20 protein-coding genes and 1 pseudogene are annotated in these 25,232 nt (G+C 66.2%); 7 read left to right on the top strand and 14 right to left on the bottom strand.

The annotated features are described in order from the left end of the window. Window positions 1-308: 308 nt before the first annotated feature. From ABE473_RS17700 to ABE473_RS17690, 3 genes are read right to left on the bottom strand one after another with little or no spacing between them, the layout of a single operon-like run. Complete coding sequence (locus ABE473_RS17700) at window positions 309-3,482, bottom strand: multidrug efflux RND transporter permease subunit (protein ID WP_346490394.1); 3,174 nt, start codon at window positions 3,480-3,482, stop codon at window positions 309-311. A 15-nt stretch (window positions 3,483-3,497) separates the two neighbouring features. Beyond that, window positions 3,498-4,775: an efflux RND transporter periplasmic adaptor subunit gene (locus tag ABE473_RS17695; protein ID WP_346490393.1), complete on the bottom strand. Its 1,278-nt coding sequence runs from the start codon at window positions 4,773-4,775 to the stop codon at window positions 3,498-3,500. Continuing rightward, window positions 4,775-5,434 carry a TetR/AcrR family transcriptional regulator gene (locus ABE473_RS17690; RefSeq protein ID WP_346479835.1) on the bottom strand — a complete coding sequence of 220 codons (660 nt, stop codon included), beginning with the start codon at window positions 5,432-5,434 and terminating at the stop codon, window positions 4,775-4,777. Before ABE473_RS17690 ends, ABE473_RS17695 begins: the two co-directional genes overlap by 1 nt. A 347-nt stretch (window positions 5,435-5,781) precedes the next feature. On the opposite strand from ABE473_RS17690, the pseudogene ABE473_RS17685 reads away from it, so the two are divergent. The 3 genes and pseudogenes from ABE473_RS17685 to ABE473_RS17675 form a co-directional block, all read left to right on the top strand. After that, window positions 5,782-10,674: pseudogene (locus ABE473_RS17685) on the top strand (NAD-glutamate dehydrogenase domain-containing protein); the annotation flags it as partial. 348 nt (window positions 10,675-11,022) lie between these two features. Further along, window positions 11,023-11,793 (top strand): NAD kinase, encoded by a 771-nt coding sequence (locus ABE473_RS17680; RefSeq protein ID WP_176990886.1) that lies wholly within the window; start codon window positions 11,023-11,025, stop codon window positions 11,791-11,793. Window positions 11,794-11,872: 79 nt separating this feature from the next. Then, on the top strand, window positions 11,873-12,820 hold the full coding sequence (locus ABE473_RS17675) for a 5'-nucleotidase (protein WP_088434636.1): 948 nt from the start codon (window positions 11,873-11,875) through the stop codon (window positions 12,818-12,820). A gap of 73 nt (window positions 12,821-12,893) precedes the next feature. On the opposite strand, the gene ABE473_RS17670 is transcribed toward ABE473_RS17675, so the two are convergent. From ABE473_RS17670 to asnS, 11 genes are all read right to left on the bottom strand, one after another. Continuing rightward, window positions 12,894-13,475, bottom strand: coding sequence for a DUF2939 domain-containing protein (locus ABE473_RS17670; RefSeq protein WP_346479834.1), 582 nt, complete (start codon window positions 13,473-13,475; stop codon window positions 12,894-12,896). Window positions 13,476-13,536: 61 nt separating this feature from the next. Continuing rightward, window positions 13,537-14,223, bottom strand: a complete 687-nt coding sequence (locus ABE473_RS17665) for a DUF2461 domain-containing protein (RefSeq protein ID WP_019184359.1) — start codon at window positions 14,221-14,223, stop codon at window positions 13,537-13,539. Then, on the bottom strand, window positions 14,220-15,659 hold the full coding sequence (gene sbcB / locus ABE473_RS17660; RefSeq protein WP_346490392.1) for an exodeoxyribonuclease I: 1,440 nt from the start codon (window positions 15,657-15,659) through the stop codon (window positions 14,220-14,222). The genes ABE473_RS17665 and sbcB overlap by 4 nt, the downstream gene beginning before the upstream one ends. After that, window positions 15,659-17,026, bottom strand: a complete 1,368-nt coding sequence (locus ABE473_RS17655; RefSeq protein ID WP_346490391.1) for an NAD(P)/FAD-dependent oxidoreductase — start codon at window positions 17,024-17,026, stop codon at window positions 15,659-15,661. Before ABE473_RS17655 ends, sbcB begins: the two co-directional genes overlap by 1 nt. A 34-nt stretch (window positions 17,027-17,060) precedes the next feature. Beyond that, a complete protein-coding gene (kynU, locus tag ABE473_RS17650) occupies window positions 17,061-18,338 on the bottom strand; it encodes a kynureninase (RefSeq protein WP_346490390.1) in 1,278 nt (425 codons plus the stop codon). Between the two features lie 755 nt (window positions 18,339-19,093). After that, window positions 19,094-19,606 carry a 3-hydroxyanthranilate 3,4-dioxygenase gene (locus tag ABE473_RS17645; RefSeq protein ID WP_346477679.1) on the bottom strand — a complete coding sequence of 171 codons (513 nt, stop codon included), beginning with the start codon at window positions 19,604-19,606 and terminating at the stop codon, window positions 19,094-19,096. Between the two features lie 25 nt (window positions 19,607-19,631). Next, window positions 19,632-20,294 (bottom strand): carbonate dehydratase, encoded by a 663-nt coding sequence (gene can / locus ABE473_RS17640; protein WP_346490389.1) that lies wholly within the window; start codon window positions 20,292-20,294, stop codon window positions 19,632-19,634. 74 nt (window positions 20,295-20,368) lie between these two features. Beyond that, window positions 20,369-21,007 carry an FMN-binding negative transcriptional regulator gene (locus tag ABE473_RS17635; RefSeq protein ID WP_346490388.1) on the bottom strand — a complete coding sequence of 213 codons (639 nt, stop codon included), beginning with the start codon at window positions 21,005-21,007 and terminating at the stop codon, window positions 20,369-20,371. A 6-nt stretch (window positions 21,008-21,013) separates the two neighbouring features. Continuing rightward, a complete protein-coding gene (locus ABE473_RS17630; RefSeq protein WP_121037851.1) occupies window positions 21,014-21,328 on the bottom strand; it encodes a hypothetical protein in 315 nt (104 codons plus the stop codon). Then, a complete protein-coding gene (locus ABE473_RS17625; RefSeq protein ID WP_266085667.1) occupies window positions 21,325-21,630 on the bottom strand; it encodes a hypothetical protein in 306 nt (101 codons plus the stop codon). Before ABE473_RS17625 ends, ABE473_RS17630 begins: the two co-directional genes overlap by 4 nt. Window positions 21,631-21,655: 25 nt before the next feature. After that, on the bottom strand, window positions 21,656-23,050 hold the full coding sequence (gene asnS / locus ABE473_RS17620; protein ID WP_346477675.1) for an asparagine--tRNA ligase: 1,395 nt from the start codon (window positions 23,048-23,050) through the stop codon (window positions 21,656-21,658). 186 nt (window positions 23,051-23,236) lie between these two features. Between asnS and ABE473_RS17615 the strand changes: the two genes are divergently transcribed. The 4 genes from ABE473_RS17615 to rplI all read left to right on the top strand — a co-directional run bounded on the left by ABE473_RS17615 (window position 23,237) and on the right by rplI (window position 25,033). Next, a complete protein-coding gene (locus ABE473_RS17615) occupies window positions 23,237-23,575 on the top strand; it encodes an iron-sulfur cluster assembly accessory protein (protein WP_123729654.1) in 339 nt (112 codons plus the stop codon). Window positions 23,576-23,742: 167 nt separating this feature from the next. Continuing rightward, the gene (gene rpsF / locus ABE473_RS17610; RefSeq protein ID WP_346490387.1) at window positions 23,743-24,183 is read left to right on the top strand and encodes a 30S ribosomal protein S6; all 441 of its coding nucleotides are present in this window, start codon (window positions 23,743-23,745) and stop codon (window positions 24,181-24,183) included. Window positions 24,184-24,194: 11 nt separating this feature from the next. Then, window positions 24,195-24,425, top strand: a complete 231-nt coding sequence (gene rpsR, locus ABE473_RS17605) for a 30S ribosomal protein S18 (RefSeq protein WP_002804494.1) — start codon at window positions 24,195-24,197, stop codon at window positions 24,423-24,425. A gap of 155 nt (window positions 24,426-24,580) precedes the next feature. Further along, window positions 24,581-25,033, top strand: coding sequence for a 50S ribosomal protein L9 (gene rplI / locus ABE473_RS17600; RefSeq protein ID WP_346490386.1), 453 nt, complete (start codon window positions 24,581-24,583; stop codon window positions 25,031-25,033). Window positions 25,034-25,232 lie beyond the last annotated feature (199 nt).

Here is a 25,232-nt window from a genome sequence, read left to right as displayed (position 1 = left end):
GGGGCGGCTGGGGGCCGCATCTCGGGCGCCCTTGGGGGGGGGTGCTTGGGGCGGCGCGCCCCCGCGCCCCCCACTACCGGCGTCCCAGGCGCGCGTGCATCGCCTGAGCCACGCATGGTGTGGCTCTACCCTTCTTGCACGGCACACAAAAAAGCCCCGGCTCGCGCCGGGGCTTTTGCATTTCAGTGTGACCACCAACGGTGGTCACCTACCTATCAGTAACCACCCACGGGGGTCACCTACCGATCAGCGTGACCACCCACGGTGGTCACCTGGCAGGGTGGGGCAGCTGTGGCTGCCCCTGTGCATCAACGATCCGGACGGTGGGACGTGTTGGCTTCGCCCTGGCGCTCCAGGAACTCCTTGGACGGTTCGTTCAGCTTGTCACCCAGCATGCGGCGGACCACTACGAAGAACACCGGGATCATCAGCAGACCCAGGAAGGTGGCGAACACCATGCCGCCGATCACGCCGGTACCGATCGCGTGACGCGCGTTGGCGCCGGCACCGGTGGAGATGGCCATCGGCACCACGCCCATGATGAAGGCGAAGGAGGTCATCAGGATCGGACGGAAGCGCAGGCGCGAGGCTTCGATGGTCGCTTCGCGCAGGTTCTTGCCCGCGGCCCGCTGTTCCACCGCGAACTCCACGATCAGGATCGCGTTCTTCGCGGCCAGGCCGATCACCGTGATCAGACCGATCTTGAAGTACAGATCGTTCGGCAGGCCACGTGCCAGCGAGAAGGCCAGCGCGCCGAGAACGCCGAGCGGCACCACCAGCAGCACCGCCACCGGGATCGACCAGCTTTCATACAGCGCGGCCAGGCAGAGGAACACCACCACGATGGACAGCACCAGCAGCAGGGTCGCGGCGTTGCCGGCCAGGATTTCCTGGTAGGACATGCCCGACCAGTCGTAGCCGAAGCCTGCCGGCAGGTCGTCGTTGACGATCCGCTCCATCGCCTGCATCGCCTCGCCCGAGCTGCGCCCGGCCGCCTGCGAACCGACGATGTTGACCGCCGAGTAGCCGTTGTAGCGGCTCAGCGACGGCGGTGCGGACACCCATTCGGACTTCACCACGGTGCTCAGCGGAATCATCGCCTGCGTGCCGTCGGGATTGGTCTGCAGCGTGCTCGGCGTGTAGAAGCTGTTCAACGACTCCGCGCCGGTGCGGTACGGGCCATCGGCCTGCAGAGTCACGCGCTTGATGCGGCCTTCATAGAAGAAGTCGTTGACGTACACCGGGGCCAGCATCAGCTGGATGGTGCTGTACACGTCCGAGACCGACAGGCCCATGGTCTGCGCCTGCACCCGGTCCACGTGCAACTGCAGCTGCGGCGCGTTTTCCAGGCCGTTCGGGCGTACGCCGGTCAGCAGATCGCTTTCCTGCGCGGCCTTGCCGAGCAGGATGTTGCGCGCCTGCGTCAGCTGCTCATAGCCCACGCCGCCACGGTCCTGCAGCCACATGTCGAAGCCGCCGAACTGGCCCAGGCCCTGCACGGTGGGCAGGTTGACCACGAAGATCTGCGCCTCCTTGATGCCGAAGAACGCGCCGTTCATGTTGTTGATGAACTCGGGCACCGTGATGTCGCGGTCCGCCCAGGGCTTGAGGCGGATGAAGCCCATGCCCACGTTTTCACCCGAACCGACGAAGCTGAAACCGGCCACCTGCAGCATGCCTTCGAAGCCATCCTGCTTTTCCAGGATGCCGCGCATCTGGGCGAACGCGTGGTTGGTCTGCGACTTGGTCGAGCCCGGCGGCAGCTGAACGATCGCCAGCGCATAGCCTTGGTCTTCTTCCGGCAGGAAGCTGCCCGGCATGCGCGTGAACAGGAAACCGCACAGCGCTGTCAGTACCACAAACAGGATCATCCAGCGCGGGGCGTGCTTCACCGCCGAGGTGATGTGGCCCACGTAGGTGTTGCTGACCTTGTCGTAGTACTTGTTGAAGGTGCGGTAGACGATGTTCGGCTTATCGTTGTGCGTCGGCTTGAGGAACGTCGCGCACAGCGCCGGGGTGAAGCCCAGTGCCAGGAACGCCGAGAAGGCCATCGCGATGGCGATGGTCAGCGCGAACTGCTTGTAGATCTCACCGGCGGCGCCGCCCTGCAGGGCCGACGGAATGAACACCGCGGCCAGCACGACCGTGATCGCGACCACCGCACCGGTGATCTGGGTCATGGCCTTCTGGGTGGCGGCCTTGGGCGGCAGCTTCTCCTCGGTCATGATGCGTTCGACGTTCTCGATGACCACGATGGCGTCATCGACCACGATGCCGATCGCCAGCACCATCGCAAACAGCGTCAGCTGGTTGATGGTGAAGCCGATGATGCTCATGCCCAGGAACGTACCCAGCAGCGCGACCGGGATGACCAGGGTCGGGATCAGCGTGGCGCGGAAGTTCTGCAGGAAGATCAGCATCACCAGGAAGACCAGCGCGACCGCTTCGATCAGGGTCTTGACCACTTCCTCGATCGAGATCTTCACGAAGGTGGTGCTGTCGTACGGCGAGAACCAGCTGACACCGGCCGGGAAGCTCGGCGACAGCTCGTCCATCTTGGCAGTGACCGCGTTGGCCACGTTCAGGGCGTTGGCACCCGGCAGCAGCTGGATCGCGAAGGCACCGGTCGGCTTGCCGTTGTACTGGGTGTCAAAGCCGTAGTTGTTCGCACCGAAGGCGATGCGGGCGATGTCCTTGAGCAGCACGCGCGAGCCGTCGGTGTTGGCGCGCAGGATGATGTTCTCGAACTCTTCCGGGGAACTGAAGCGGCCCTCGGCCGAGACCGTCGCGGTGAAGTAATGTCCTTCCGGCGAGGGATCCGAGCCCAGCGAACCGGCCGCGAACTGCACGTTCTGGTCCTTGATCGCGGCCAGCACTTGCGTGGCCGACAGCCCGTAACCCTGCATCTTCTCCGGGTTGAGCCAGATGTTCATGGCGTACTCGGAACCGAACTGCTGGGTGCTGCCCACGCCGGGAATGCGCGAGATCTGGTCGAGCACGCGCGAACCGACGATGTCGTTGAGGGCATCGCGGTCGATCGACGCGCTGTCGGACTGCAGGGCCACCACCATCAGGAAGCCGGCGTTGGCCTTGGCCACCACCACACCCTGCTGGGTCACTTCGGTCGGCAGGCGAGGGGTCGCCAGCGAGACCTTGTTCTGCACCTGGACCTGGGCGATATCGGCATCGGTGCCGGTCTCGAAGGTCAGGGTGATGGTGACGCGGCCGTTGGAGGCCGAGGAGGAGCTGAAGTACAGCAGGTGATCGATACCGGTCAGCTGCTGCTCGATCACCTGGGTGACCGACTTTTCGGCGGTGTCGGCGCTGGCGCCGGGGTAGGTGGCGCTCACCGTCACCTGGGGAGGTGCGATGCTCGGGTAGGACTCCACGCCCAGACCCAGGATCGAGATCACGCCTGCAAGCGAGATCAGGATCGCGACCACCCAGGCGAATACCGGGTGTTCAATGAAAAATTTAGGCATGACGGAGGATTCCCGTTATTGCTTGTTCGGTTCGGCAGCCGGAGCGGCGTCGGACGTGTCGGCGGCGGCATCGGCCGGGGCGGCAGCGGCATCGGGCTTGGCGGCAGCCGCCGGAGCGGCCCCTGCCGGAGCAGCACCCGCCGGCGCCTGGCCATTGCCGTTGCCGGCGGCCGGGTTCCACGGGGCGGCCTTGGCCGGCTCGCCTTCCTTGACCTTCTGCACGCCGGCCACGATGACCTGGTCGCCGGCATCCAGCCCGCCACTGACCAGCCAGTTGCTGCCCTGCTGGCCTTCACTCTTCACGTTCTTGCGGATGACCTTGCCGTCCTTGCCCACGACCAGCACATAGCCGCCGGTGGTGTCGCGCTGCAGCGCCTGCAGCGGCACCAGGTAGGCGTTGTTGCGCTCACCCAGGGTCGCCTGGAAGCTGACGAAGGCGCCCGGCAGCAGGATCTGCTGCGGGTTCGGCAGCACCGCGCGCAGCGAGACCGCGCCGGTGGCCGGATCGACCGTGGTCGAGGAGAAGTCCAGCGTGCCCGGCTGGTCGTAGACCGTGCCGTCGGCCAGCTTCACCTGCACGGTGGACTTGCCGTCCCCGCTCAGGGCCAGTGCGCCCTTGGCCTGGGCCGCGCGCATCTGGGTCAGCTCATCCACGCTCATCGAGAAGTTCACGTACAGCGGGTCGAGCTGGTCCACGGTGGTCAGCAGGGTCACATCACCCTGGCCGACCAGCGCGCCTTCGGTGACCTGCTGCTTGCCGGCGCGGCCGCTGATCGGCGAGCGCACTTCGGCATACCCGAGGTTGATCCGCGCGCTGGCCAGCGAGGCCTGGGCCTGCTGCACGGCGGCAGCCGCGGTGCGCTCGGTGGCTTCGGCCGCATCCAGGTCGGACTTGGAGACGTAGGCCTGCGGCGCCAGCGAGCGGGCGCGGTTGGCAGCGGCCTTGGCATTGGCGGCGGTGGCCTGGGCCGAGGCCAGTTCGGCCTGCGAGGCATTCAGTGCAGCGCGCAGCGGTGCCGGGTCGATCAGGAACAGCACCTGGCCTTCCTTCACGTCCGAGCCTTCCTGATACACGCGCTTGAGCAGCACGCCCGGGACGCGGGCACGCACGTCGGCGCTGCGGAACGGCGACAGGCGGCCGACCAGCTCGCGCTGCAGCGGCAGGGTCTGCGGCTTGGCCTCGATCACGCCCACCTCCGGCGGCGGCGGGGCCTGCTGCTCTTCCTTCTTGCAGGCGGTCAACGCAAAGGCGACTGCGCACGTCAGGGCAAGGGTGCGGAGTGGGGCGATCATCAGGAGAAGCTCCGGTGTTGGTTTGAATGCGAAGCCGTGGCGGCTTCGGGCGCAGCGAAGGCGCGCAGGAAGCTGTCGACGGAGAATTCTGCCCAGCGGCGGCGCACGGCGGCGTCATCGCGGTGGGGGATGTGGAAACGTTGTTTCTCGAAATCCAATCCGGCGATCATGCTCAATAGCAGTTCAGCCATGAAGTGCGGGTCGTCATGCCTCAATTGGCCCTGGGCGGCCCGTGTTGCCAGCCATTCAGAAACATGAAGCGCCAGGGCCCCGGCGCCGTCCTGGTAAAGGGTACGGGCTTCCTGGGGGAACTGGCTGGATTCGGTTGCGATCAGCCGCCGGGCCTGGACCACGTGCGGTTGATTGAAGTGGTCCAGGTAGTCATTGGCGAACTGCAGCAGGCTGCCACGCAGGTCATCACCGTCGAGTGAGCGCAGCCCGGCGGTGGCGCGGCAGACATGCCGCTGCATCACCCGCCTGAGCAGTTCCTGCTTGCTGCCGTAGCGGCTGTAAAGCGTCTGCTTGGAGCAGCCCGCGTGCTGGGCCACCGCATCCATGCTCAATTGCATGCCCTGGCTGGCCAGCAGTTCGCGCACGGCATCGAACACGCGGTGATCGCGCGCGTCCAGGGTGCTGGCGGCGGGGTGTGGGGGAGTCACGCGGTGGACTATACCGTCCAGTTCAGAATTGTAGAAGCCTTGTTTTTCCGCAGCGTTTGATACCCGACGTCACGTTGCAATGGAAGCGGCCGTCGCTGCGCCATGGCACATCCCGATGCCCATGTCCGTACCCGGCCGAATTGACACCACCGATGTAAACGCCACCCAACCCGAATGATCTTATTCCGTCCTGCAGCAAGGTATTTCTGTGCGGTAGGCCTACAATTTCATTTTCCCAACTGAGCATCACGCACCGCTCCGTCATGAAACCGCAAAAACCAGCAGCCAAGACCGTGAAAAACAAATCCAAACCAGCCGATACGCAGACTGTTTCGCCAGTGGGCTTCTCGCTGGAGCCGGTGTACACGGCCTTGCGCAAGCGCTACCCGTCGGCCGGGCAGGCCGAGGCAGTGGCTTTTGCCGCCGATTTCTACAAGCGCATGGAGGCGGACGAGTTCCCGCACCACAGCGCGGAGGAGTGGGCCGCACTGGCAGCGGACACGCTGGAATTCGCGCGTGTGCGCAAGTCCGGCAAGGCCAACGTCCGCGTGTTCAACCCGACGCTGAAGAGCAACGGGTGGGAGTCGCCGCATACGGTGCTGCAGATCGTCAACGACGATATGCCGTTCCTGGTGGACACCGTCACGATGTCGCTGGCCGAGCATGGCGTCGGCGTGCACGTGCTGGGTCACCCGGTGATCCGTTTCGCGCGTGACAAGGCCGGCAAGCTGACTGGTGTCAGCGACGGCACCGCCGAATCGGTGATGCTGCTGGAGATCGACCGCCAGCCAGCCGAGGCCATGGCCGACGTCGAGAAGGCGATCATCAAGGCGCTGGACGAGGTGCGTGCCATCGTCCGCGATTGGGACGCGATGCGTGCCAAGGCGCAGAGCCTGGCCGACGACCTGGGCAGCCGCCAGCTGCCGGTCGATGCCGCGTCGCGCGCCGAAGCACAGGAGTTCCTGCGCTGGGCCGCCGACAACCACTTCACCTTCTTCGGCTACCGCGAATACCGCGTGGAGAAGCAGGGCAAGGAAGACGTGCTGGCGCCGCTCAACGACACCGGCCTGGGCCTGATGCGCGGGCAGGACAAGTCCGCTGCACGCCCGGTCAAGACGCTCGCCGCGCAGGGTCTCAATGCCACCACCGGCCTGAAGGACGCGCTGATCCTGACCAAGACCAATGCCCGTTCGCGCGTGCATCGCTCCGGTTACATGGATTACATCGGCGTGCTGGAATTCGACGCCAAGGGCAAGATCATCGGCGAGCAGCGCTTCCTGGGCCTGTTCACCTCCAGCGCCTACAACCGCCGCCCGTGGGAAATCCCGCTGGTGCGCCAGCGCCACGAATACGTGATGAGCAAGTCCGGCCTGGCGCCGAGCAGCCACAGCGGCAAGGCGCTGCGCCACATCCTGGAAACCCTGCCGCGCGAAGAACTGTTCCAGTCCAGCGAGGACGAACTGTTCCGCACCGCCATGGGCGTGCTGGGCCTGCAGGAGCGCGTGCGCAGCCGCCTGTTCCTGCGCCGCGACAAGTACAGCCGTTTCATCTCCGCGCTGGTGTACCTGCCGCGCGAACGTTTCAACACCGATGTGCGCCTGCGCATCGAAGCGATGCTCAAGGACGCCCTGCAGGGCGAGTACGTGGACAGCTCGGTGGTGCTCGGTGAGTCGCCGCTGGCCCAGGTGCACCTGATCGTGCGTCCGAAGGCAGGCCAGACCCTGGAAGTGGACACCAGCGAACTGGAGCAGAAGCTCGCCCAGGTGCTGCGCAACTGGCAGGACGATCTGCGCGAAGCGCTGGTCGCCCGCCACGGTGAAGGCGAAGGCCTGCGCATCGCCGCGCGTATCGGCAAGGCGCTGCCGGCCGGTTACATCGAAGACTCCAGCACCGAGATCGCCGCCAACGACGTCAGCCAGCTGGATGCGCTGACCGGTCCGGATGATCTGCGCCTGAGCCTGCAGGCCGTGCATCGCGAAGAAGGCGATGGCCTGCGCCTGAAGCTGTATCGCCAGCTGGACGACATTCCGTTGTCGGACGCGCTGCCGATGATGGAAAACATGGGCCTGCGCGTGATCTCCGAGCGTCCGTACCGCCTGACGGTCGACAACGCCCCGGTGTACGTGCAGGACTTCGAAGTGGAATCGGTGGCCGGTGCGATCGATGCGCCGAGCGTCGATGCCGCCTTCGGTGAAACCTTCGCCCGCGTGTGGCACGGCGATGCCGAGAACGACGGCTTCAACCGCCTCGTGCTCGCCGCCGGCCTGCACTGGCGCCAGGTCGCGATGCTGCGTGGCTACTGCAAGTACCTGCTGCAGACCGGCGTGCCGTTCTCGCAGGCCTACGTGGAAGGTACCTTCACCCGTTACCCGCTGCTGGCCCGCCTGCTGGTGGAGCTGTTCGAAGCCCGCTTCGATCCGGCCACCGGCCACGAGAGCAAGGACGCGATCGCCGAGGGCCAGGCCCAGCTGCGTTCGCACCTGACCGTGCTCGCCGGCGGTGACGAAGCCACCCTTAAAGTGCTCAAGACCGTGGTCGATGCGCGCAAGGGCGACCGCACCGTGCAGATGGATGCCGCGCGCGATGCGCTGCTGAAGCTGATGGACCGCGTGTCCAGCCTCGATGAGGACCGCATCCTGCGCAGCTTCATGGGCGTGATCGATGCGACCCTGCGCACCAGCTACTACCAGACCGATGCCGAGGGCCGTCCGGGCCACGTCATCAGCTTCAAGTTCGATTCGGCGCTGGTGCCGGACCTGCCCAAGCCGCGCCCGTACCGCGAGATCTTCGTGTACGGCCCGCGCGTGGAAGGTACTCACCTGCGCTTCGGTGCCGTCGCCCGTGGCGGCCTGCGCTGGTCGGACCGTCGCGAAGACTTCCGTACCGAGGTGCTGGGCCTGGTCAAGGCACAGATGGTCAAGAACACCGTGATCGTGCCGGTCGGCGCGAAGGGTGGCTTCTTCGCCAAGATGCCGCCGGTCAACGGCGACCGTGATGCGGTGTTCGCCAACGGCGTGGCCTGCTACAAGCTGTTCATCCAGGGCCTGCTGGACATCACCGACAACATCGTCAACAACAAGATCGTGCCGCCGGTGGACGTGGTCCGCCACGACATGGACGACCCGTACCTGGTGGTGGCGGCCGACAAGGGCACCGCGACCTTCTCCGACATCGCCAACGGCCTGGCCGTGGCGCACGGCTTCTGGATGGGCGACGCGTTCGCCTCCGGTGGCTCGGTCGGTTACGACCACAAGGGCATGGGCATCACCGCACGCGGTGCGTGGGAGTCGGTCAAGCGCCACTTCCGTGCGCTGGGCCGTGACAGCCAGAGCCAGGATTTCACCGCGGTCGGCGTGGGCGACATGTCCGGCGACGTGTTCGGCAACGGCATGCTGCTGTCGCGCCACATCCGCCTGGTCGCTGCGTTCGATCACCGCCACATCTTCCTGGACCCGAACCCGGATGCCGCCACGACCTTCGTCGAGCGCGAGCGTCTGTTCACCGTGCCGCGTTCCAGCTGGGCCGATTACGATGCCAAGCTGATCAGCAAGGGCGGCGGCGTGTACCCGCGTACGCTGAAGTCGATCGAGATCACCCCGCAGGTCCGTGAGGTACTCGGCCTGGACGAGGGCATCAAGTCGATGACCCCGAACGACCTGATGAGCGCGATCCTGAAGTCGCCGGTGGACCTGCTGTGGAACGGCGGCATCGGCACCTACGTCAAGGCGGCCAGCGAGCAGCACAGCGATGTCGGCGATCGCGCCAACAACGCGCTGCGCGTCAATGGCGGCGAGCTGCGCTGCAAGGTGGTGGGCGAGGGCGGCAACCTGGGCATGACCCAGCTGGGCCGCATCGAAGCCGCCCAGGCCGGCGTGCTGCTCAACACCGACTTCATCGACAACTCGGCCGGTGTGGACACCTCCGATCACGAAGTCAACATCAAGATCCTGCTCAATGACGTGGTGCGGGCCAAGAAGTTGACCGTCGAACAGCGCAACAAGCTGCTCGCCTCGATGACCGACGAAGTGGCCGCGCTGGTGCTGATGGACAACTACCGTCAGAACCAGGCGCTGAGCCTGATGGAACGCATGGCGGTCAAGCGCCTGGGGTCCAAGCAGCACTTCATCCGCACGCTGGAACAGCAGGGCCTGCTGGACCGCCAGATCGAGTACCTGCCCTCGGATGCGGAACTGTCCGCACGCAAGGCGCGTGGCCAGGGCCTGACCCGTCCGGAACTCTCGGTGCTGTTGTCCTACTCCAAGCTGGTGGCCTTCCAGCAGCTGCTCGAGTCGGACATTCCGGAAGATCCGTACCTGTCCAAGGAACTGCAGCGCTACTTCCCGACGCCGCTGCAGAAGAAGTACGCCGATGCGATGGAGCGTCACCGCCTGAAGCGCGAAATCATCGCCACGGCCGTGACCAACCAGACCATCAACCGCATGGGCGCCACCTTCCTGATGCGCATGCAGGAAGACACCGGCCGCACCGTCGCCGAGGTCGCCAAGGCGTACACGATCAGCCGTGAAACGCTGGACGCACGCGCCCTGTGGGCACAGATCGACGCCCTCGACGGCACGCTGCCGGAGTCGGTGCAGATCGACGCGCTGGAAGTGATCTGGAAGCTGCAGCGCTCGTTCGTGCGCTGGCTGCTGTCGCGCCCGGGCGCCATGCCGGGCATCACCGAAGCGGTCAACCGTTACCAGGCCGCCTTCAACGATATCCGCGTGGCCTCCGGCGTGCTGCCCGATTCGCAGCGCCCGGCTTACGAGGCGAGCGTGCAGGAGTGGAAGGACAAGGGCCTGCCGCCGGCGTTGTCGCAGCAGCTCTCGGAACTGCAGTTCCTGGAGCCGGCGTTCGACATCATCGAGCTGGCCCGGACCCGCAAGCTCAAGCCGGTGGACGTCTCCAAGGTCCACTTCCGCCTGGGCGACGCCCTGCAGCTGCCGTGGCTGTTCGAGCAGATCGACGCGCTGGAGGTCAACGGCCGCTGGCACGCCGTGGCCCGTGGCGTGCTGCGCGACGAGCTGGCCGCCCACCATCGCAACCTGGCTGCCCAGGTCCTGTCGATGAAGGGCAGCAGCGCCGAAGCCAAGGTCGCCGCCTGGATGGGCCGCGACGACAGCAGCCTGCGCTTCACCCTGGCGATGCTGGCCGAGCTGGCCGAGCAGAAGACCCTGGACTACCCGACCGTCTCGGTCGCGGTCCAGCGCCTGGGTCAGCTGGCCTCGCATGGTGCGTAAGCGCATTCGCGCTGACGCCCCACGGTTTGCTTTGCAAACCGTGGGCCCCATGCAAACGATGCCTCCAGACCCCCGCGCCTTCGGCGCGCCCCCCTGACTCAGGGGGGCTCTGCTCCAGAGGGATGGGGGGGCTGGTAACTGCATTGCATGAGAAACACACGGCTCCGCTTCGGCGGGGCCGTTTTTTCATTTCGGTTCCCTGCATGTCGGCTGCCGGCATCCGGTAGCCACCGACCGTTGGTCGGTGCGGACGCCGACATGACCGGCGCCCCACGCCACGACCAACGGTCGTGGCCTACCGGGGACGTGGCGGGTATGCTCTGGCCAACCCGCCCCACCGGATGTTTGATGAGCGCTTCCCCCCGTATCGCCTTCCTGGCCAGTTCCACCGAAGCGGCGCAGCTTGCCCTGGCACAGATGCGGGCCCGCTATGGCGACTACACGCCCGAGCAGGCCGAAGTGCTGTGCCCGTTGGGTGGCGATGGCTTCCTGCTGCAGGCGCTGCATCGCTATGGCGCGCTGGGCAAACCGGTGTTCGGGATGAAGCTGGGCACGGTGGGGTTCCTGATGAACCAGTTCCGTGATGACGACCTGCCGGCACGCCTGGCCGCGGCCGAGCCGGCCAACCTGCGCCCGCTGGAGATGCTGGCGCTGACCGAATCCGGCACGACCACCGGCTCGCTGGCCTACAACGACGTCTCGCTGTTGCGCCAGACCCGCCAGGCCGCGCACATCGGCATCGACCTCAATGGACAGGAACGCGTGGCCGAGCTGATCGGTGACGGCGTGCTCGTCGCCACCCCGGCCGGCAGCACCGCCTACAACTACTCCGCACACGGCCCGATCCTGCCGCTGGGCTCGCACACCATCGCGCTGACCCCGTTGGCCCCGTACCGTCCGCGCCGCTGGCGCGGGGCGATCCTCAAGGCCGACACCGAAGTGCGGTTCCGCGTGCTCGACCCCTACAAGCGCCCGGTCAGTGTCACCGCCGATTCGCATGAAACCCGCGATGTGGTGGAAGTGACCATCCGCGAATCGCGCGAGCGCCGCGTCACCATGCTGTTCGACCCGGAGCACAATCTGGAAGACCGGATCCTGAGCGAGCAGTTCATGTTCTGACCGGGCACGGCCGTGGTGGCCATGCTCTGTGGGAGAATGGCTGGCCGGCCGCTGCGGCCGCATTGGATTGCTGATTGCCATGGGCGACAACACCCCCCGCTTGCTGACCGTTGCCGTGACTTCGCGGGCCCTGTTCGATCTGGAAGAGGGCCACGCGCTGTTCGAGGCCGAAGGCGTCGATGCCTATGCCGAGTACCAGCGCAAGCACGAAGACGATGTGCTGCGCCCCGGCGTGGCCTTCCCGGTGGTGCGCAAGCTGCTCGCGCTCAACCAGGGCCAGTCGCCGGAACAGCCGCGGGTGGAAGTGATCCTGCTCTCGCGCAATTCGGCCGATACCGGCCTGCGCATCTTCAATTCGATCCAGCACTACGACCTGGGCATCATCCGCGCGACGTTCACCGCGGGCGAGCCGACCTGGCCGTATGTGAAGCCGTTCGGCACGGATCTGTTCCTGTCGGCCAACCCGGAGTCGGTGCGCCGCGCGCTGCTGCACGGCATTGCCGCCGCGACCATCCTGCCCAAGCCACCGGGCGAGACCATCGCCGCGGCCGAACAGGTCGATCTCGGCCGTCCGCTGGGCCAGCTGCGCATCGCCTTCGATGGTGATGCGGTGATCTTTGGTGACGAGAGCGAGCGCATTTCGCGCGAGCAGGGCGTGGAAGCCTTCGGGCGCCACGAGCGCGAGAACGCCCGCGAGCCGCTCAGCGGTGGCCCGTTCCGCAATTTCCTGTCGGCCCTGCACACCCTGCAGGCCGTGTTCCCCTCGGGCGAGGATGCGCCGATCCGCACCGCGCTGGTGACCGCGCGCTCGGCGCCGGCGCACGAGCGCGTGATCCGCACCCTGCGCGAATGGGGCGTGCGCCTGGATGAAGCGCTGTTCCTCGGCGGCCGCCACAAGGGGCCGTTCCTGGAAGCCTTCGGCGCGGACATTTTCTTCGACGATTCCCAGCACAACATCGACAGCGCGCTGCAGCACCAGAGCGTGGCGGCCGGGCATGTGCCGCATGGTGTAGCCAACGACGGTTGATGCGCCGCCCGGAGGTGCGTGGGTCCATGTACCGACCAACGGTGGCGCCGATGTACCCACCAACGGTGGGTACCTACCGGATCGGCAGGGCCGACGGGGCGGTGGTCTCGGGATTCAATGGCAGCCGGATGTCGACCAGGCGCCAGCGCAGGCCCGAGCGCTGCAGGACGAACACCACCGGCGCGCCCTGCGGGGTATGGGTGGTGGCGGTAAAGCGCGACAGCGACTCGAAACGATGGGTGGCACCGTTCAGCGGCCGCGCCGGTCGTGGCGCCGCGTAGGCATCGTTGCTGGGGCTGTCCAGGTCGTTGCTGGCGCGCTTCCACAGGGTATGGCCCTCGAGCAGGGCGCCGATGCCGGTCGGGGTCACCAGCGCATCCACCGCGGTCGCGCTGAGGCGGTCACCGGCCGAGAGCAGCAGCGCACCGAACAGGCTGGACTGCAGGTCCGGCCCGGCGCGGCGCACCACGTAGTCGCTCAGCTGCGCGCGCAGGTTGGCGCGCAGCATCGGGAAGTCCACGTAGCGGTCGAGCTTGGCGGTATCGCGCTGTTCGATCGCGCGGCTGAGGCCATGCACCGTCACATAGGGGCCGCTGAACACGATGCCCGCCAGCACCACCAGCAGGACGACCGTCAGCCAGAGCAGTTTTTTCATCGGATCTGCCTTGCAGTGTTGGCGCCCAGCTTGCCGCAGCCGGCGTCAGCGCACGTGAAGCTCAGAATTCCAGGTCCAGCGCCGCACACAGGTAATCCACGAACGGGGCCAGCGTCACCAGATCGGCTGCGATCGTCTGGCGCAGTCGCGGCCCGGTCATCGTGGCGTCGTCCAGTGAGCGCCAGAACACCCAGTTACGGTGCTTGAGATCGTCGATGAACTCGAAATCCGGTTCGAATCCGCGCGGGGCGCGCACCAGCTTCTCGCTTTCCTCGAAATCAAACTTCTTCCGCAGCACCGGCGAATGCGCGGCGGCCTTCCAGCTGCCCGGGTTGTCGACGATGAAATGCCGCACCTTGCGCTGCGTGGCCGGCTCGGGATGCCACAGGCCGGCGCCGACGAAGCTCTCGCCCGGCTGCAGGTGGATGTAGAACGACGGCGCCGGCACCTGCTTGCGCCGCTCATGGAACAGGCGTGCGCCCTGCCAGCTCTTGTAGGGCGACTTGTCGTTGGAGAAGCGCGCATCGCGGTAGATGCGGAACAGCGAACCGCCCACGGTGCGCGGATCGGCACGGAAGTGCTCGCTGACCGCGGCCAGGTCCGGCTGCAGATCGGTGATCAGGCGCAGGAACGGCTGGCGGACGTGCTCTTCGTACTTCGGCTTGTGCTCGTTGAACCAGGTCTTGTCGTTGTTGCGGGCCAGGCCACGCAGGAAGGTGAAGGTGGCCGGGCTGAAATACGTGCTCATAGGCTGCTCTGCAGGTGGGTGCCCCAGTCGCGCAGGTGCTGCAGCAGGGCGAGCTTGCCGGCATCGTCGGCGTGCTCCGCGGCCAGTGCGTCCAGCTGCGCGGTGAACTGCGGCAGGGTCTGTTCGCCCAGCGACGCATCGCCGAGCAGGCGCTGGCGACGATAGTCGTTCCAGCGTGAGCGCTCGGTGGTGTCCAGGGTGTCGAGGTGGTTGCGGGCGCGGTAGCGGAACAACAGCTCGGGCATGCGCGGGTCGCGCAGGCGCTCGGCGAAGCTGGCCAGTTCCGCGGGCGGGCTGGTGCGGATGCGCGACATCAGGGATTTGTCGCCGTCGGCGAGGAAGCCGTCGTACAGGGAGGCGTCCACATCGCTGGGGGCCAGCGTGCGCTCGCCCGAGTACACCTGGCGGACCTTCTCGGCCAGCGCGGGGCCGATCTGGCGCAGACGCTCGGCCTTGGCCTCGATCGCGGCCGGGTCGATGCCCAGGCGGGCATGGTCGGCCGGGCGCAGGTGGTTCCAGGCGACCAGCGCCGGCACCTTGTTGAGGTGCACTTCCTTGAGCGGCACGCGCTGCTCGCCTTCGGCCATGTCGGCGGCACGGGTGTACAGGCGCGCGGCGATGGTTTCCGGGGGCAGCTCGAGCAGCGGCTCGATATCGCCGTCCAGGTCGAGCGCGATGATGCGGTTGTTGATGAAGGGATGGCGCGCCAGTGGCAGCACCGGCGCGGCGCACATGCGCTGGGCCGGGTAGCGCATCGAGATGTGCAGTACCGGCTGCATCGCGTCCACATCCAGCAGGCTGCCGACGAACCGCTTGTCGCGCAGCTTCAGCGCGTAGTCCCACAGGCGCGGCTGGGCCTGCTTGAACAGCTTCGCCAGACCGATCGTCGCGTAGACGTCGGACAACGCTTCATGCGCATCGCCCTGGCGGACGTTGTTGGCCGTGGCCAGGTGCTCGAGCTTGAACGAGGTCGCGCCATCCTCACGCTGCGGCCAGACAATGCCGTCCGGGCGCAGCGCGTGCAGCACCCGCATCATGTCCAACAGGTCCCAGCGCGAGTTGCCGTTGCGCCACTCGCGCTCGTACGGATCGTAGAAGTTGCGGAACAGCCCGTGGCGGACGAACTCATCGTCGAAGCGCAGGGTGTTGTAGCCCAGCGAGCAGGTGCCCGGCCGCGCCATCAGATCGTTGATGCGCGAGAACGCCTCGGCCTCGGTGACGCCGGCGCTGAGTGCGTGCTGCGGCGTGATGCCGGTGATCAGGGTGGCGATCGGCGAGGGCAGCAGATCGTCGGCCGGTTTGACGTAGAAGCTGACCGGTTCATCGATGATGTTCAGATCGGCATCGGTGCGGATACCGGCGAACTGCGCGATGCGCGTGCGGCGCGGGTCCTGTCCGAAGGTCTCCAGGTCGTAGAACAGGAAGCTGTCGGCCATCAGTGCGCACCCTCCAGGACAGGCAGTTGTTCGTGGACCAGGCGCTCCAGTGCGGCCCAGTCGATATGCGCCAGGCTGTCGTGCCCGGCGGTGGCATCCTCGAGCATGCGCCGCTGCAGCTCGGTACGCGCCAGCGCAACGGCATACGGCGTACGCAGGAAGGTGACCATCGTGTAATGCGGCACGAAGCGGGTCGGCCAGCGCGCCTGCAGCGCCTGTTCCAGTTCGCGCTGCAGCAGGAACTGCGGATCGGCCACGCGATCGCGCATTTCCAGGTAGTTCTCCAGCGCCATCTGCTGGATCGCTTCGGCATTCGGCTTGCGGTCGGCCTCGAATGCGGCAAACGCCTCGCCCAGCGAGTCCTGCTCCAACAGGTGGGCCGCGAGTGCGATGCAGTCCTCGAACGCGCAGTTCATGCCTTGGCCGTGGAACGGCACCATCGCGTGCGCGGCATCACCGATCAGGACCGCGCGGCCCTTCATGTGCCAATGCTTGAGGTGCAGCGTGCCGAGCAGGCCGGGCGGGTGCTGCTCCCAATCGCGGCGCAGGTTCGGGATCAGCGCCAGCGCATCGGGGAAGTCGCGCGCGAACAGCGCTTCGGCCTCGGCGCCGCTGTTGGTGGTGGCAAAACTCGGGTCGCCTTCGTTGGGCAGGAACAGCGTGACCGTGAACGTGCCTTCGTCGTTCGGCAACGCGATGCACATGTAGTGCCCGCGCGGCCAGATGTGCAGTGCATTGGCCTCGATCCGGAAACCACCGTCATCGGTCGGCGGGATCTCCAGCTCCTTGTAGGAGTGATCCAGGAAGTCGATGCGCTCCTCCAGCGGCTGCTTGCGGTTCATCGCCGCGCGCAGTGCCGAGCCGGCCCCGTCGGCACCGATCAGGGTATCGAAGCGGATGTCGTGCGGCTGGTCGTCGCGGTCATCGATGAAACGCGCGTAGCCGGCATCGAAATCCACGGTGTGCAGACGGCGGTGGAAATGCACGGTCGCGCCTGCATCCTCGGCCAGCTGCAGCAGGGTGGTGTTGAGGTCCTTGCGGTGAATCGACCAGATCACTTCGCTGTCATCGCGCCCGTAGCGCTGCAGCTGCGGTTCGCCCTCGCGCGGGTGGATCATGCGCCCGCGCATCATCACCGCCTTGGCCATGACCGCGTCTTCGACACCGGCCTGGCGCAGCGCATGGCGGCCACGCTCGGCCAGCGCCAGATTGATCGAACGGCCGGACTCGTAATCGCTCACGCGCGGGTCGCCGCGGCGCTCATACAAGGTGATCTGCCAGCCCTGGCGGGACAGCAGGATGGCCAGCAGTGAACCGGCCAGACCTGCGCCGATGATGCTCAGCGAGCGGGAGGGGGTAGCGATCAAGGCGATATCCGTGGGGGCGGGGAGGGCGGTCGGGTCAGAGACCGGCCCAGGCTTCGACTTCCTCGACGAAGTGGTGCAGGTCGAGGTAGCGGTTGTACAGCGGTGTCGGCGAGATGCGGATCACGTCGGGCTCGCGCCAGTCACCGAGCACGCCCACGGTCTGCAGGTATTCGAACAGGCTGCGGCCGCGCTCACGGCCACCGGCCACGCGCAGCGAGAGCTGGCAGCCACGGCGCTCGGGTTCGGACGGGGTCAGCACCTCGAGCACGCCGGACAGGCGGGCACGCACGAGGGCATCGAGCATGCCGGTCAGGCGCAGCGACTTGGTCCGCAGCGCCTCGATGCCGCCGGCTTTGTCGACGATGTCCAGCGCGGCGCGCAGCGGTGCCAGGCCCAGTACCGGCGGATTGCTGAGCTGCCAGCCTTCGGCACCGACGGCGGGCACGAACTGCGGCGCCATCTTGAAGCGGGTGGCTTCCTCATGGCCCCACCAGCCGGCGAAACGCGGCAGCGTGGCATCGCGATGATGGCGTTCGTGCACGAAGCAGCCGGCGACGGCGCCCGGGCCGGCGTTGAGGTATTTGTAATGGCACCACACGGCGAAATCCGGCGCGATGTCGTGCAGCGCGAGCGGCACGTTGCCGACGGAGTGCGCAAGATCGAAACCGATCCGTGCACCCTGCAGTCGGGCCATGCGGGTGATGGCCTCCAGATCGAAGACCTGGCCGCTGCGGTACTGCACGCCGGGCCACAGCACCAGCGCCAGGCGCGGGCCGTGTTCGGTGATGGCGCGTTCGATGGCCTGCAGCGAGATGGTGCCGTTGGACTCGTCGGGCTGCACTTCGATCAGGTCGGTATCCGGATCAAAGCCGTGGAAGCGGATCTGCGATTCCACCGCGTGCCGATCGGTCGGGAAGGCGCCGGCTTCCATGAGGATGGCGGGGCGTTCGGTCGTCGGCCGGTAGAAGCTGACCATCATCAGGTGCAGGTTGACGCTGAGGGTGTTCATCGCCACGACTTCGCTGGGCAGGGCGCCGACGACGCGGGCGAGCTGTTCGCTGACCAGGCGGTGGTAGTGCAGCCACTGGGTGTCGCCGGTGAAGTGGCCTTCCACGGCCAGCGCGGCCCATTTGTCCATGACTTCCTGGACGGCACCCCGGGCGCCGCGCGGCTGCAGGCCCAGCGAGTTGCCGACGAAGTAGGTCTGGTCGCGGTGGTTGTGCTGCGGGAAGACGAATTCGTTGCGCAGGGCGCGCAGCGGATCGGCGGCGTCCAGGGCAACGGCATGGGTGCGGCTGAGGATCTCGGACATGGTGCAACCGGCGGTGTCAGTGAACCGACAGTTTATCCGGGTGGTGGGGGTGTGGGCTGAATCTGGCTTGCGGTGTTGATTTGTCCGAGGCCAGAGCCCAAGCCGAAGCCAGGGCGACTAGAGTTCCAGTGGACGGGCCGGTGTGGGTGGGTCTGCTGGACCCGCCGCAAGTACGTCCATGTAGGCTCGTAGTGCGGCATCCATGCCGCACACGGTCCTGCAGACCCACCCACACCGGCCCGCTGACAGTTGGCTGGGGTGCACGGGAAAGGCGGGGGCTATGCCTTGGACTGTTCTGCGGTGCAGCTTGAGAGTCAGTATGGGCGAGCGAAGAGCGATGAATAAGTGCTCGACTCGGCTCAGCCGAGAACCAGCTGGCTGCGCCCATGCGCAACGGCGGTGCGTGCTCCCCCTTTAGCCGGCATTTGCTCCAGCTTTCGCCGCTGACTTGGGTGCAGGCGAGGGCGGCTATGCTGGCGCCTACGCCGACGTTGGCAGTGTTGATGCCAGCGCTGTTGATCTTGCTGCTGCGGTTTTACTGCAGTTGCTACGTCGCCGTCGCCGGAGGAAAGCAGCAGTTGACTCCGTTTTTTCCCATGCGCACCGACGCAGCGTGGATGGGTCGGTGGGGGTGGGTTTCCGGGACCGTGTGCGGCATGGATGCCGCACTACGAGGCTACATGGACGTACTTGCGGCGGGTCCCGGAACCCCCCCCGCCGGCCCACTTCCAGGCAATTCAAGCGCCGCTTGGCTTTCAGTTCGCAGGCAACGGATCCACATGCCCACACGCATCGCACGTGCGCAGCTCCAGCGAAGAGTGATAGCGATCGAACACCTTCGGCAGATCCGTCTCGATGTTCTCCAGCGCGAAAAACTCCTCATACAACTTGTGATTGCACCGCTCGCAGAACCACATCAACCCATCGCGCTCATGCGCCAGCCGCTTGCGCTCCACCACCAGGCCCACACCGCCCGGCGGACGGCGCGGCGAATGCGGCACGCCACCCGGCAACAGGAAGATCTCGCCCGCGCGGATCGGAATGTCGCGTACCGCGCCATCCTCCTGCACCTTCAGCGTCATCTCCCCTTCCAGCTGATAGAACCACTCCGGTCCCTCGTCGTAATGGAAGTCCGTCCGGCTGTTCGGGCCGCCGACCACCATCACGATGAAATCGCCGTTCTCGATCATTTTGTTGCCGACCGGCGGCTTCAGCAGATGCCGGTGTTCCTCGATCCAGCCGAGCAGATTGATGGGGGAGGCAAGCATGGTCGCTGTCCGCAGAAAGGAAGGATCAGTCGCGCCGACCGTGGCGCGGAACGTAGGACAGAGCCTTCTCGTAGGCCGGCTGCAGGTCTTCCGGCGCGCCCACGTCGATGCCCATCTCGCGCACCCGGCCGTCCTTCAGGCTGTATACCCAGCCGTGCACCATCAGCTTCTGGCCGCGTGCCCATGCGTCCTGCACGATCGTCGAACGGCAGGCGTTGACCACCTGCTCGATGACGTTCAACTCGCACAGGCGGGCATGCTTCAGCTCCGGCTCCTCGATCGCGTCCATGATCGCCGCATGCTTCTGCGCCACATCGCCGACGTGGCGCAGCCAGTTGTCGGCCAGGCCGACGCGCGTGTTGTTCAAGCTGGCGTGCACACCGCCGCAGCCGTAGTGGCCCACGATCAGGATGTGCTTCACCTTCAGCTGGTCCACGGCGTACTGGATCACGCTCAGGCAGTTCAGGTCGGTGTGCACGACCACGTTGGCCACGTTGCGGTGCACGAACACCTCACCCGGTGCCATGCCGATGATCTGGTTGGCCGGCACGCGCGAATCGGAGCAGCCGATCCACAGGTATTCCGGGTGCTGCTGCTTGGCCAGCTGGTGGAAGAACTCCGGGTCTTCTTTCTCGATCCGGTCCGCCCATTCGCGGTTGTTCTGCAGCAGCTTGTGGATGTCTTTCATCGTGCGGGGTCCCTGACGTCGGGTGGGGGCAAGGCGGGGCCATCATGGCCGCGTCGTCGCAGGAGTGGGGAAGGTCAGTCGGCGGACGTGCCGCCCTCGCGGCGCCAGCGCATCCACTGCGCCAGCTCGCGGGATGCCGGGGCGTCCAGTGCCGACAGCGCGTCGATCACGCTGGACTGGTTGGCCTCGGGGTGGTTCTGGCTGAGCTTGAGTTTGATCTGCACCTGCGCCGGGCGGAAACGGAAACCGACGATGCCGCCGAGCATGCGCTGCTGGCGGGGCTCGATCGGCAGCAGGTCCCAGTCACCCCCCACCTGTGCTTCATAGTGCGCGCTCAGGCCATCCAGCATGGCGATCAGCGTGTCCGGATCGGTGGTCGGTTCCATCACCCCACGCAGTTCCGCAGCCGCGTAGTTCCAGGTCGGTACGCGCGCCTGCGCGGCTTTGTCTGGATACCAGCCTGGCGATATGTACGCGTGCGGGCCCTGCACCAGCATCAACGCCGGGCCGGCGTGTCCCGCCTGCGGATTGGGCCTGGCCCAGTGGCCTTCGATCAGGATGCCGTCGGCATCGCGCTTGTACAGCACCGGCAGGCGGGTGGCCTGCGGCAGACCATCGGCCCCGGTGGTGACCAGGGTGACGAACGCATCGCGCGCCAGCAGCCGGTCCAGCCAGATCAGGTCGGTCTCGACGAAGGCGGACGGGATGAACATCGTCGGTTACGCCCGCGCGCCCAGGCTCTGGACCATGCGGCCGTGCAGCGCGTCGTCGCTGTCGGCCTGCGGCGGCTGCACTTCATGCAGCGAGAAGCCGCGCACCAGGGCGTCCTCTTCGTCCAGACCGTCGTAGGCGACGAACTCGGCGTCGAACAGCTGCGAGCGCGCGGTGTCTTCGCTGTCATAGCTCAGCGTGTTGCCGTCGCTGTCCAGCACCTCGGCGGTGCCGGCCGGGCGGACCCGCAGGCGGGCCCAGATCAGCGTGTTGCCGAGGCTGGCCAGGAACCACTCGTCGTGGTGGGAAGTGTCGTCGTTCATGTCAGTACCATCGAAAGCAGCCAGAGCAGGGCAGCCATGCCCAGTCCGGCAAGAAGAGTAAGCAGCGAGAGCCAGGCCGGCGTGGCCAGGCCGGTCAGCGAGCGGTCGCTGCTCTGGCGATAGTCGCGGCCGAGCAGCCAGCGCAGCGCGTCCGGGCGCAGGAACGCGCCCGCACCGAAACGATCCGCCAGCGCCGGGTGGCGGTCGCGGATGTGGACCAGGGTCAGCGGCCAGAAGATCACGAAGGCACTGAACCCGGCGATCGCCACGCCGACGAAACACAGCGCGAAGAACAGGGTCATGGGCTCGGTGCCTCCGTGGTCGGGATCAGAATTCGGCGCTGCCCGGTGCGCGCGGGTAGGGGATCGCGTCGCGGATGTTGCTCAGCCCGCAGACGTAGACCACCAGGCGCTCGAAGCCCAGGCCGAAACCGGCGTGCGGCACCGAACCGTAGCGGCGGAAATCGCGGTACCAGCCGTAATGCTCCGGATCGAGGCCGAACTGCGCCATGCGCGCATCGAGCACGTCCAGGCGCTCTTCGCGCTGGCTGCCGCCGATGATCTCGCCGATGCCCGGGGCCAGCACGTCCATCGCGGCGACGGTCTTGCCGTCGTCGTTCAGGCGCATGTAGAAGGCCTTGATGTGCTCGGGGTAGTTGGTCACCACCACCGGGCGGCCGATGTGTTCTTCGGTCAGCCAGCGCTCGTGCTCGGTCTGCAGGTCCAGGCCCCATTCGACCGGGAAGTCGAACTTCTTGTCGGCCTTCTGCAGCAGCTTCACCGCTTCGGTGTAGTCGATCTGCTCGAACGGGGCATTGATGAAGCCTTCGAGCTTGGTGATCGCGTTCTTGTCCACGCGCTCGGCCAGGAAGGCCAGGTCATCGCCGCGCTCATCGAGCACCGCGCGGAACAGGTACTTCAGGAACTGCTCGGCCAGGCGCGCATCTTCGGCCAGGTCGGCGAAGGCGATTTCCGGCTCGATCATCCAGAACTCCGCCAGGTGGCGGGTGGTGTTGGAGTTCTCGGCACGGAAGGTCGGGCCGAAGGTGTAGACCTTGCTCAGCGCGAGGCAGTACGCCTCGACGTTCAGCTGGCCGGACACGGTCAGGAAGGTTTCCTTGCCGAAGAAGTCGCGGCTGAAATCCACCTCGCCCTTGTCGTTGCGGGGCAGGTTGGCCATGTCCAGGGTCGAGACCCGGAACATCTGGCCGGCACCTTCGGCGTCGGACGTGGTCACGATCGGGGTGCTGATCCAGTTGAAGCCGTTCTGGTGGAAGAACCGGTGCACGGCCTGGGCCAGGCAGTTGCGGATGCGGGTGACCGCACCGAACAGGTTCGTGCGCGGGCGCAGGTGCGCCACTTCGCGCAGGAACTCCGGGCTCATCGGCTTGGGTTGGATCGGGTAGGTCAGCGGATCTTCGACCAGGCCGACGATCTCGATGTCGCTGGCCTGGATCTCGAAGGACTGGCCCTTGCCCTGGGACTTGACCAGGGTGCCGCGGGCGATCACCGAGCAGCCCGGGGTCAGGCTCTTGATGTCGTCGAAATTGGCCAGGGTGTCATTGGCCACCACCTGGATGGGGGCGAAGCAGGAGCCATCGGTGACATTGACGAAGGCAAGCGCCGCAGAGCCGCGCACCGTGCGGACCCATCCGCGTACTGTTGCCTCGCCGCCTTCCGGGATCTTCCCGGCAAGCGCATGTTCAACGCTGACCACCGTCATGACTTGAATCCTCTGTTGATCGACTCGATCTCTGAACACGGAGTTTAACGGGTGCGGTGTTCGGCTTGCGAGGCATTTTTCGCGCGCTCTCCGGGGCTGCGCGCCATGTGAACCGCAGCGACGGCCGTCGAAGCCGGGCCGCGCCATACCCTCTATAATGATCACGATCCGCTGGAGTTGCCTGTCATGGCCGTAAGCCTTACCCCTGTTGCCTTTGCCCGTGTGCAGAAGTTCGTCGAGCAGACCCCCGGCGCGCTGGGCCTGCGTTTCGGCGTGACCCGCACCGGCTGTTCTGGCTGGGGCCACATCACCGATCTGGCCCGCGATGAGCGCGAGGGCGACACCGTCTTCGAGCAGGACGGGGTCCGCATCTATGTGGATGCCACCAGCCTGGACCTGGTCGACGGCACTGAAATCGACTTCGGCAAGCATGGGCTGAGCGAGACCTTCACGTTCAGGAACCCGAACGCGACCGCCGAATGCGGCTGCGGCGAGAGCTTCACGACCGAGGCCGACAAGGCCTGATCGCCCGCGCGCCGGGCCTGTTCCGCACGCCCGGCTTGCCTGTAACCCCTTCTGCTGCCACAATGCGCGGCTTCCTGCCTGATTCCGGGCAGGACCCTTGCCCCACCGCGTTCACCTGCGGGGGGCTGTCCGGCCCTCAAAGGGCCACATCCGAAAGGTAAAAACACATGAGTCGTCATTACGAAGTCGTGTTCCTGGTCCATCCGGACCAGAGCGAACAGGTCCCGGCCATGATCGAGCGCTACAAGGCGCTGGTCGAGAACGGCGACGGCACCATTCACCGTCTGGAAGATTGGGGCCGTCGTCAGCTGGCTTACCCGATCCAGAACCTGGTGAAGGCCCACTACGTCATGCTCAACATCGAGTGCGACCAGGCCGTGCTGAGCGAGCTGGTGGAAAGCTTCCGCTTCAACGACGCCGTGCTGCGCAACCTCGTCATCAAGCGTGACGAAGCTGACACCGAGCAGTCGCTGATCATGAAGAGCAAGGACGAGAAGGGTGACAAGCCCGAGCGTGGCGAGCGTCGTCGTCGTGATGACGAAGAAGGTGAAACCACCCCCGCCGCCGCTGACACCGATGCCGGCGAAGACGCCGCTTCGGCCGCTTAAGGAGCACTGACATGTCCAAGTTCTTCCGTCGTCGCAAGTTCTGCAAGTTCACGGCCGAAGGTGTCAAGGAGATCGATTACAAGGATCTCAACACCCTGCGCCAGTACCTCACCGAGAACGGCAAGATCGTGCCGAGCCGCGTGACCGGCACCAAGTCGAAGTACCAGCGCCAGCTGGCAACGGCCGTCAAGCGCGCCCGTTTCCTGGCCCTGATTCCGTACACCGACAACCACGACGTCTGATGAAGGCAGGCGGCCTTGCGGTCGCCGCGTTCGCGGATCTGGCCGCCCGCGCTGCATGGCGTCGGGCGGTTTCCAGGTCTGCCGTTCGGATATTCGGACAGCCATCCGCTGCGGGGCCTGAGCCTCGCTAACGAATACATATTTGGAGCTACACCATGAAGCTGATTCTTCTTCAGAAGGTCACCAACCTCGGCGGTCTGGGCGATCTGGTCGACGTGAAGCCGGGCTACGGCCGCAACTTCCTCGTCCCGACCGGCAAGGCCGTTCCGGCCACCGCGACCAACGTGGCTGAGTTCGAAGCCAAGCGCGCTGATTACGAAGCCAAGGCCCAGTCGATCCACGCTGACGCCGAAGCCCGCAAGGCGCAGCTGGAAGGCAAGAGCGTCACGATCGCTGCGAACGCTTCGACCGAAGGCAAGCTGTACGGTTCGGTCGGCCCGCGCGATATCGCCGAAGCCTTCACCGCTGTCGGCCTGCCGCTGGAAAAGAGCGAAGTGATCCTGGGCGAAGGCGCGTTCCGCAACGTGGGCGAGTACGAGGTGACTGTTCACCTGCACGCCGACGTCGAAACCACCGTCAAGGTGGTTGTGGAAGCCGAAAAGGCCTGATCCCTGCCGAAAGGCTGGAGTCACTGAAACGGGCGCCCGCGAGGGTGCCCGTTTTTGTTTGTGGTGGTGGCAACAGCAACAGCAACGGCTGGGCGCCTTGGTTGCGGCGGTGGGAGGGCGCCGGGTAGCCCGGCCCGGGACCCGCCGTGAACCCGTCCATGGGGGCTCGTAATGCGCCATCCATGGCGCCTTACGGTCC

Source organism: Stenotrophomonas sp. TWI700 (genome assembly GCF_039673645.1).
Taxonomy (GTDB): Bacteria; Pseudomonadota; Gammaproteobacteria; order Xanthomonadales; family Xanthomonadaceae; genus Stenotrophomonas; species Stenotrophomonas maltophilia_AA.
Note: the sequence above shows the minus strand (reverse complement) of the source record. Positions and strands in the feature narration are given on the sequence as shown.